At 46.4% G+C, this 9384-nt stretch carries 6 protein-coding genes, 1 pseudogene and 1 CRISPR repeat array; of the genes and pseudogenes, 5 read left to right on the top strand and 2 right to left on the bottom strand.

Annotated elements, in window-relative coordinates; translation table 11 throughout:
* Positions 1–270: 270 nt before the first annotated feature.
* Positions 271–2067, top strand: coding sequence for a metallophosphoesterase (locus QUA07_RS25925; protein ID WP_333330983.1), 1797 nt, complete (start codon positions 271–273; stop codon positions 2065–2067).
* 205 nt (positions 2068–2272) lie between these two features.
* Here QUA07_RS25925 and QUA07_RS25930 read toward each other — a convergent pair whose 3' ends face one another.
* Entirely contained in the window at positions 2273–3478 is a 1206-nt protein-coding gene (locus tag QUA07_RS25930; RefSeq protein WP_333330985.1) for a DUF4336 domain-containing protein, read from the bottom strand.
* Positions 3479–3691: 213 nt separating this feature from the next.
* On the opposite strand from QUA07_RS25930, the gene leuB reads away from it, so the two are divergent.
* Positions 3692–4777: a 3-isopropylmalate dehydrogenase gene (gene leuB / locus QUA07_RS25935; protein ID WP_333330989.1), complete on the top strand. Its 1086-nt coding sequence runs from the start codon at positions 3692–3694 to the stop codon at positions 4775–4777.
* A gap of 155 nt (positions 4778–4932) precedes the next feature.
* Here leuB and QUA07_RS25940 read toward each other — a convergent pair whose 3' ends face one another.
* Positions 4933–6411, bottom strand: a complete 1479-nt coding sequence (locus tag QUA07_RS25940) for a bifunctional orotidine-5'-phosphate decarboxylase/orotate phosphoribosyltransferase (RefSeq protein ID WP_333330992.1) — start codon at positions 6409–6411, stop codon at positions 4933–4935.
* A gap of 255 nt (positions 6412–6666) precedes the next feature.
* Here QUA07_RS25940 and QUA07_RS30135 point away from each other — a divergent pair, with 255 nt between their 5' ends.
* The 3 genes and pseudogenes from QUA07_RS30135 (at position 6667) to QUA07_RS25945 (ending at position 7673) form a co-directional block, all read left to right on the top strand.
* On the top strand, positions 6667–6789 hold the full coding sequence (locus QUA07_RS30135; protein WP_445242820.1) for a pentapeptide repeat-containing protein: 123 nt from the start codon (positions 6667–6669) through the stop codon (positions 6787–6789).
* Positions 6790–6804: 15 nt separating this feature from the next.
* Positions 6805–6915 (top strand): annotated as a pseudogene (locus QUA07_RS30140) (pentapeptide repeat-containing protein); the annotation flags it as partial.
* A gap of 47 nt (positions 6916–6962) precedes the next feature.
* A complete protein-coding gene (locus tag QUA07_RS25945; RefSeq protein ID WP_333330995.1) occupies positions 6963–7673 on the top strand; it encodes a DUF547 domain-containing protein in 711 nt (236 codons plus the stop codon).
* A 253-nt stretch (positions 7674–7926) separates the two neighbouring features.
* Positions 7927–9344: a CRISPR direct-repeat array (repeat unit 37 nt; unit sequence GTTGCAATTAACCTAACTCCCTATCAGGGATTGAAAC).
* Positions 9345–9384: the final 40 nt, after the last annotated feature.

Raw genomic sequence — 9384 nt, forward strand, 5'->3', positions numbered from 1 at the left:
TTGAAGTAAGGGTGTTAAGAATGTTATATCGCAAGTCTCAAGCATTTTTGAGAAAGATTTTTTTTCATGAACCGCAGAGGGCGCAGAGGGCGCAGAGAAAGAGAATGGAGAGTTCAGAAGATGTGAAAAAATGGTTGAACTTTGTTAGATGTGAGATATTTTACAAAGTTTTTAACTTTTTGATAACCTTGGTAGTTTAAAATTCCCAGTCGAGAATCTAAAATCGATTGCTGTTTTTTCTTCCGACTAATAACTAATAACTAATGACTAATGTTGACACCATTGCCCGCTCAATTAAAAAATTCTAGAGATTTGCCCCGCAATCCCTGGTTTTTTGCTGTTTTGATTTTGATTGTCCTACTGCTAGGTTTTATGATGCCATCTAACCTCAACGAACCTCAGCTTTTAACCGATCCGTTTCTGCAACTCCCAACAGTAAACTCGGTGCGAGTTGTCTGGTTTACCGAGTTTGGCGGTACTCGCAACACTGTTACTTACGGCGAAAATTTGAATCAAGTTGTGACGGCAAATACTACTAAGCTAAGCCGCACTCGCGAAGACAAAGACTCGCGCATCTCCGATGAAATGAAACAAAGCATAATTGACAGTAATCCAATTGTCCGCGACATCTGGCGCCACGAAGCAGAAGTCCCCAATTTAATGCCCGGTGTTCCCATTCCTTATCGAGTCACTAGCGAAAGGAAAGACGGCGCATCTGTCAGCAGCAAAGTTTTCACTCTTTCTCCGAAACCAGCACCAGGAAGTCCGCTCAAAATCCTCCTCACTTCCGACCATCAATTGATGCCGATGACAGCAGCAAATCTCCAGAAAGTAGCCGAAACAATTGGGAGAGTTGACGCGGTTTTCATGGCTGGGGATTTAATTAATATACCCGATCGCGCTTCCGAATGGTTTGACGACGACCGAGGCCGGGCATTCTTTCCCGCTATGCAAGGGCGCGCATTTTCCGAACTGGACAAAAACGGCATCAAAACCGTTTACAGCGGCGGCGAACTGATCCAACACGCGCCTTTATTTCCCGCCATTGGCAATCACGAGATCATGGGCAGGTTTTCAACTACCAGCGCCCTCAACGACCAATTTAATGATCCTTTTCCCCGCGTGGCTGCCGAGAAAATATACGCTCAACGTGCTGCATCTTTGAATCCTAGTAATGACTCTTCTGTGCGGGAAATATGGCTAAAAAACAATAGTTTTAATAGCGATACCTATGACGAGATTTTCAATTTACCGGGAGGCCAAAATTACTATGCTGTGACTTTTGGGGACGTGCGGTTAGTGACTTTATACGTTGCGAATATCTGGCGAACTCCGAATTTAGATCCGGGTGCGAGAGGCAGGTATCGCGAACGGGACGCAGATTTTAATAATCCCGAAAAATGGGGATACGGACAGCATATTTTTGAGCCGATTGTCAAGGGCAGCGCTCAATATACTTGGCTGCAACAAGAGTTAAAGAGTTCGCAATTCCAGCAGGCAAAATATAAAATTGTGATGTTTCACTACCCGCCACATTCTCTGGGTGACAATATTGTACCTGCTTATACTGATCCAGTGCAAATAGTCGATCGCGCTCTCGATGGCGAGATTAAAATGGTGCGTTACGAGTATCCGAAACAGCAAGATTATCTGATTCGGGATGTAGTGCCACTACTAGAAACAGCGGGGGTGCAGTTGGTATTTTACGGACATTCGCACTTGTGGAATCGATTTGTAAGTTCCAGTGGAATGCACTTTTTGGAGACTTCTAATGTGGGCAACAGTTACGGTGCTTTTGTGGGGGAAAAGCGCCGATTTGTGCCGCCGGGATATCGGGAAGATTACAGCGCAATTGGAGACCCGAACGGGTTGGAACCTGTGGTGCCGACTGTTGCGCCTTTGTTGGGAGAAGACGGGCGGCCGCTGCCGTATATTGATAGCAATGATATTACGGCTTTTACTATTTTTGATACGGGGGAGGGTACGGTTAGCAGCTACTATTTTGATACGCGGAAACCCGAATCGGAAGTGGTGAAGTTTGATGAGTTTAAGTTGAAAAATTCGTAAATTGATTTAGTAGAGACAGGGCAGTGTTCAAAGGTCTCAGCTTAAGACTAAAACCCTCTATTTCTCTCGTTTATATCTAAGTCTCGATCCCCCTAAATCCCCCTTAAGAAGGGGGACTTTGAAGACTCTAGTCCCCCCCTTGTTAAGGGGGGTTAGGGGGGATCTGTAGGTTAGTGGAAATCGAAAAGATTGTGAACTCAAATGATTAAACCTTGTCTTTCGCAGGCGGAACCAAACCAGTTTTATTCAAACCCGCATCAATCTGCCTGAGCAATTTAAAATCATCTTCGGGTAAAGAATTAACAGGCGAGTGTTTTTCCAGAAATGAGAATGCTTGGCGAAATTCACGCGGCCGGGAGTCGATCGCACTATCGAAGTGACAAGGTACAATCCTTTGAAAGTCCCAACTCGCCACTTTATCCACCCAATCGAGAGTTTCCCGCGGCGCGCGGTTGAGAATCAATGTCTGCAAAATCGGCGCGACAAACAACCGCCCTCCTCCCCGCAAAGCCTCAAACGATCGCACCCAATCTGTTTTCCACTTGAACGGATACAACCCGAAATAAGCTTTCCTTGAGCGTTCTGGCGCTTGGCGTGCGCTGGCAAATACCTCCGACCACGGCGGCACTTCCAGCACGCTGGGGCTAAAATACATGGCAAATAAGGCGATTCTCTGCCAGCCTTTGCGCCGATTTTCGTGGGTGTCTGCCACCGTGTCCGAGGCGCTATCTTTGGCGTGAAACAGCAGCGGGTAGGAGTCGAGTTGGACGATCGCGGGCGGATTTTCGGGAATGGAAACCACGGAATCTGTTAACATCAGCGTGCGCGATCGCCTGTGAAATAACGCAACTTCTGCAAATCTGCCCAAACCGAGGTCGAGGGGGCCGAGAATTGCCCAGTCAAATTGATCGGCTAACGGCGTGTTGCTGCTGTCAAAGGGCAGTACAGACGTGCGTTTCGCCGGCAAACCCAGCCAACTCAGCGGCAAATTCACCGGGAAACTCCACTGCTGCGGGGCGACAAACACCTGCGCTTCGGGAAAACACCTCGCAAAGGGGCCGACAAAAACTTTGTGCTCGATGCCCGAAACCGTTGTCAGCAGGATGTACTTCACCTCGCCGTGCTCTGCTACTAACTCTTTTACCAAGCGGATGCACTCAGGAGTCGGTGCAACGGGGGCGTAGACGAGAAGGCCTTCGGGTTCTAATTTAATTACTGTCATCCGAATCGGGACGACTACGTAGAAAATGCCTTGTAGTTGGTCAAAAGTCCAGATTGTATCTTTAACTATTTCCTTGCGGATGGTGCGCCGCTTGCTGTAGGGATAGAGGGGGACAACCGGCCAAAAGGCCCAAGAATAGTCCCTAGAATCAATCTGTGCTGATGTTGGTATGCCTTCGCCCTCTGCCACTGGTGCGACTCCTTGCCGATTTTTTTGTACGTGCGTGCGATCGAACTATTGTTAGTTATAGATTAAGTTATCGTCTTTATCAATCGGCGGTTGAAACCGCTGTCGAGAGTCAAACGAAGTCTGCCTCTGCGGACTAAGAGATCGAGAATGAATTTTTAGCTAGCTTGTCCTGATACAATGATAAGCTCGCAAAAATTTCTCAACTTACTAGATATGACTCAAAACTACCGCATCACTCTTTTACCAGGAGACGGCATCGGCCCTGAAATTATCGCTGTGGCGGTAGATGTCCTGAAACTTGTCGGTCAACAATTGGACATCAACTTTGAATTTCAAGAAGCTTTAATGGGCGGCGCTGCTATTGACGCAACAGGCAATCCGCTACCCGAAGAAACACTGGAAAAATGCCGCAACTGCGATGCAGTATTGTTAGCAGCAATTGGCGGTTACAAGTGGGATAATTTGCCGCGCGAACAGCGCCCGGAAACGGGATTATTAGGACTTCGCGCCGGATTGGGATTGTTTGCAAATTTGCGTCCTGCGACTATTTTACCGCAATTGGTTGATGCTTCTAGTTTGAAACGGGAAGTTGTCGAAGGCGTGGATATTATGGTCATCCGCGAACTCACAGGCGGCATTTATTTCGGCAAACCGAAAGGTATTTTTGAGACGGAAACAGGCGAAAAACGCGGTGTTAATACGATGGCTTACACCGAGTCGGAAATTGACAGAATCGGGCGAGTTGCTTTTGAGACGGCCAGGAAGCGCGGGAAAAGGCTGTGTTCCGTTGATAAAGCGAATGTTTTGGATGTTTCGCAACTGTGGCGCGATCGTATTATTGCCCTTTCTTCAGAATACCCGGATGTGGAACTTTCTCACCTCTACGTTGACAACGCAGCCATGCAGTTAATTCGCTGGCCAAAACAGTTCGATACGATTGTCACCGGCAATTTATTCGGCGACATTCTTTCCGATGCGGCGGCGATGCTAACTGGTAGTATTGGGATGCTGCCTTCTGCTAGTTTGGGAGCAAGCGGGCCGGGAGTTTTTGAACCCGTGCACGGTTCCGCACCAGACATCGCTGGACAAGATAAAGCAAATCCCATCGCCCAAGTTTTGAGTGCGGCAATGATGCTACGTTATGCCTTAAATCAGCCGGAAGCTGCTAATAAAATTGAGCAAGCAGTTGTCGAAGTTTTGGATCGAGGTTATCGCACTGGTGATATCATGTCGGAAGGAATGAAACTCGTCGGCTGTCGGGCGATGGGCGATGCTTTGATTGAAGTTTTGCAAGGTTGATTTATTTACCTTTACTCGTTCCCAGGCTCTGCCTGGTAACGCCTTTCAGGAGGCTCTCCCTCCATTAAAACAAGCCAAATGAGACATAAATAAAGGAGGCAAAGCCTCCGGGTATTAATTACCAGGCAGAGCCTGGTAACTAGATATTTTATACTTTAATGTTCCGCTGTCAAAAGATGGAATTGCTCGGTATCAATGCGACTTGCTCGATACAAAACTTCAGCTATTTCCGAAAGCGCTAACACAGAATGTGCCCGATAACCGTTGGCTTTCATCTTATCTTTAACTCCCTGTTCGTGGTCGATTAATACCACGATATCTTCCACATTCAAGCCAGCCGATTTTAACTTAGCCGCGCCTTCCATCACGCTTTTGCCACTAATCAAAATATCATCCACTACGACTATGGTTTCTCCTGCCTGAAAATGCCCCTCAATCAATTTTCCCGCCCCGTAAGTTTTCACCTCCTTGCGCGGGAAAATCATCGGGCGTTCCATCCGCAATGCTAAACCGGTTGCTGTGGGTAAAGAACCATAGGGAATTCCTGCAATGCGATCGAATTTTAAATCCTTGAGAATGTCTGCATAAGCGCTGACAATTTGGTGGAAAATCTGCGGAATTGAAATAATTTTCCGCAAGTCGATGTAATATGGAAATACGGCTCCCGATGCTTGTACGTGGTCGCCAAAAACTACGCAGCCGATGTCATAAAGTTGCAAGATTAAATCGCGGTGAGGTTCCGGTTGCAAAAAGCAAACATCCGGCAGCCACAGTTCGCAAGTGGGACTACCTTCGATCGCGCGCAGCCTCTGTTGATTAATATTATCCCGCAATTTCTCAATTTCTCGGCGCGGCTCTTTCCCCGCTAATAAACTTGGGGGGACTGGCAGCAGCAAACCGTCACCATTCTTGCTTAAACCGGCCGCCAGCAGTTGTGCGAGGTCGTTTTCTTCTGTGAGGTCATTTTCTTCGGCGATGTCTCCTTCGACTAAAATTAGGCGTTCTGGAGCTTCTTTGCGGATGCGAGCTAACATATCCGGCATTATTCCTACTTCTAAACCTAGTTTTTCGGGAGTTCCCCAAGTTTGAGAGAGTCGGACTAATTGCAAGTACAAAGGGTTTTTTGGCGTCGGGTATTCTTGCACAGCCTCGGCTGAGGGGTTGGCGGTGGCACAGAGGACAAAAACTGTTTTTCCAGCGTATAACAAAAATGGCGCTACTTGGTCGAATCCGGCATAGGGACTTAAGGTAATAGCGTCAACTCGCCAGTCTTGAAATACAATTTTGGCAAACACTGTGCTGGTATTTAAATCGCAGTGTTTGGCATCTAAAATTACTGGCAGGTGAGGGGGAATAATTGTTAAAAGTTCTTGCAGCAATGCCCAACCGGGAATACCGAGAGATTGGTAAAAACCGAGGGTGATTTTGCAGGCACTGATTAAATCGGCTGTTTGGTCGATCGCACTTTTTAGCTTTGACAACAAATCAGTTACATAAACTTGAGTCTCTTCCCCAGTCATGGAAACCTGCGGGGGCAAGGTTTCCGGGTCGGGGTCGAGGGCTAAATACAGCAAACTTTGATTGGTTTCAACAGCGGCTAACAGTTTATCGAAAAAGTTGGTTCGATCCGTCATAATTTGTTAGGAAGGTAAGGGAAATTAAAAAAAATGCAGCTCAAAGTGAGAGGGGTGTTGTGCCGGAAGAAACCGATCCCCGTTGAAATTGAAAGTAAGAATCTTTTAAGATTGTAGAATGTAAAGAGCAGGAAATCTGTAACTTTGGGAGCAGTTTTATGAGGAATGATTTTCGGGTTGGCTACACCGGTGATTGCACCTAACCTGCAGCAAATCAATTAGTTGCGGTAAACTAACCAGTGTCCGGGCGGCGATTTGATCGGCCTTCGCCTGCGGTACGCGAGTTTAGCAAATGCGAATTTGCAAGGGGCAGATTTGAGATCAGCAAATTTTAGGCAAGCAAATTTATCCGGGGCAAATTTGAGCGAGGCTTCTTAGCGGCAAGCTAATTTACAAGGTACTAATTTTACTCAAGCTAATTTAATCCAGAGCCCGTTTGAGGGGGCTAATCTAAAAAATGCTACCGTTGCAGGTGTTATTTGGGTTGACGGTAGTATTAAATAGATGCAGAAGCTAAAGCAATGCCCGCCTTATATTAGGGATAGTAATAAATGATCGGTACGATCGACTTTACGATTTGGGACGAGTTGCTGCAACGCTACGTTGACGATTTCGGCCGCGTCAATTATCGGGGCTGGAAAGCTGAGGGGGCGGATGTTTTGAGGGTGTGGCTGGAAAGTTTGGCGGATGTGGATTTGGCGGATTGTAGTGATGCGGATGCGCGGCTGGCGTTGTGGCTGAATGCGTATAATGCGATCGCAATTTCTCAAGTTCTGGAAGTATATCCGATCGCGTCGATCCGTCCCAAAGTTTTGGGAATTCCCAACTGGCTGAGTTTTTTGGATTTTTTCACTCGTTCAAATACGATTATTGGCGGCAAAAAGTACAGTCTCAATCAAATCGAACACGCAATTTTGCGGCCGGAATTTGCGGAACCGCGCATCCATTTTGCATTAGTTTGCGCTTCTGTCGGGTGTCCGCTGCTGCGGCGGGGGGCTTATTTCCCGGAGTCGGTACGGACTCAACTAGAAGCGGATGCCAGCCGTTTTATTCACAATCCTGATAAGGTGCGATATGATGCCGAGAAAAAGACGCTTTATTTGAGCAAGATTTTTAAGTGGTACGGCGAGGATTTTGTAAAGGCGGCGGGTTCGGTGGCTGAGTATGTGGGCGGTTATTTGGGGCCCGAGGCGGCTGTGGGCGATGGATGGGCGATCGTTTTTTTGCCTTACGACTGGAATTTGAATCGGGTTGATGGATAAAATTTGCGCCTATGGGTTAGGTGTTTTTTGGAGGGGGTAATTTTTTTCGGCTGTATCAGTTGCGTAGTATGGGTTTAAGGCACTTTATGAAAAATCCGAGGGACGTAAATGCTGTATTGCTTGCTGTGAAAAGTTTTGAGGTTTGTTGAAAATTTTGCCTCTTGACAGGTCGGTTTTGAAATGGTAGTTTTAATATGTACAGACGCAAACGAACCTTGAAAACTAAATACAGTAAGGGTTTCAGAAACCAACTGTTGCAATTAACCTAACTCCCTATCAGGGATTGAAACGCAGGAGGTAGAATTTGGAAGCGAGGAAAAGATATGGCGTTGCAATTAACCTAACTCCCTATCAGGGATTGAAACGCAGAAATATTTAGAAGTTTCTGACTCTCAAGTCAAAGTTGCAATTAACCTAACTCCCTATCAGGGATTGAAACACATACTGATAACACCCGCCCCGCCCCTCTTCATCTTGGTTGCAATTAACCTAACTCCCTATCAGGGATTGAAACACAAAGCCAAACTCAAAAACGCCGCCGACTTTATCCTTGTTGCAATTAACCTAACTCCCTATCAGGGATTGAAACCATAAAGCGCTGTACGCCCCAAGCCGTAGCGATTTGTTGCAATTAACCTAACTCCCTATCAGGGATTGAAACTGAACCTGCCCCGGAACCTAAAGTGAAGATTGAGTTGCAATTAACCTAACTCCCTATCAGGGATTGAAACGTGCTGTAGACACTGGCTTGTTGGCGTCAGAAGGTTGCAATTAACCTAACTCCCTATCAGGGATTGAAACTATCTACTCTGGTATGTCAAGGGGTTTTTTGAAAGTTGCAATTAACCTAACTCCCTATCAGGGATTGAAACCCAGTCGCCAATCCTAACGCCGTTAATAGTTAAGTTGCAATTAACCTAACTCCCTATCAGGGATTGAAACGTGCTTTTTTATCAGTCTGTCCCGCGGTCGGTGGAGGTTGCAATTAACCTAACTCCCTATCAGGGATTGAAACTTAAAAAACTGGCTCGGTGCAGATGTTCTTGAAAGTTGCAATTAACCTAACTCCCTATCAGGGATTGAAACGCAGTGCCGATATCGTTCATCATTTCTTGAGTGTTGGTTGCAATTAACCTAACTCCCTATCAGGGATTGAAACAGCGCAACTTCCACAGTTAGTGTTGCGCTAGCTGCTAATACGTTGCAATTAACCTAACTCCCTATCAGGGATTGAAACGAAAACTCTTGAGTAGTCACCATGAAAGCTCTCGGCCAGTTGCAATTAACCTAACTCCCTATCAGGGATTGAAACACTCAAACCAACACTTTAGAAACAAACACCGCCACGTTGCAATTAACCTAACTCCCTATCAGGGATTGAAACAGCGGCATTGTGCGGGATAGCTTTTTAATCTCGCGTTGCAATTAACCTAACTCCCTATCAGGGATTGAAACGGTGCGGTCGGCGGATTGATGGCTCCTGTGATGGGCGGTTGCAATTAACCTAACTCCCTATCAGGGATTGAAACTTGTTTGACGCTTGCTAGAAAACGGTGCTTTAACGTTGCAATTAACCTAACTCCCTATCAGGGATTGAAACGATGTAGATGTCGATGAAGAAATTAAACTTTCCGGTTGCAATTAACCTAACTCCCTATCAGGGATTGAAACGATGTAGATGTCGATGAAGAAATTAAACTTTCCGGTTGCA

The organism is Microcoleus sp. T3_A4, assembly GCF_036700465.1.
Lineage (GTDB): Bacteria > Cyanobacteriota > Cyanobacteriia > Cyanobacteriales > Microcoleaceae > Microcoleus.

What these genes read in the sequence shown, in the direction of transcription:
- QUA07_RS25925 (WP_333330983.1), top strand. Translation starts at nt 271, where the DNA reads ATGTTGACACCATTGCCCGCTCAATTAAAAAATTCTAGAGATTTGCCC.
- leuB (WP_333330989.1), top strand. Translation starts at nt 3,692, where the DNA reads ATGACTCAAAACTACCGCATCACTCTTTTACCAGGAGACGGCATCGGC.
- QUA07_RS25945 (WP_333330995.1), top strand. Translation starts at nt 6,963, where the DNA reads ATGATCGGTACGATCGACTTTACGATTTGGGACGAGTTGCTGCAACGC.
- QUA07_RS25940 (WP_333330992.1), bottom strand. Translation starts at nt 6,411, where the DNA reads ATGACGGATCGAACCAACTTTTTCGATAAACTGTTAGCCGCTGTTGAA.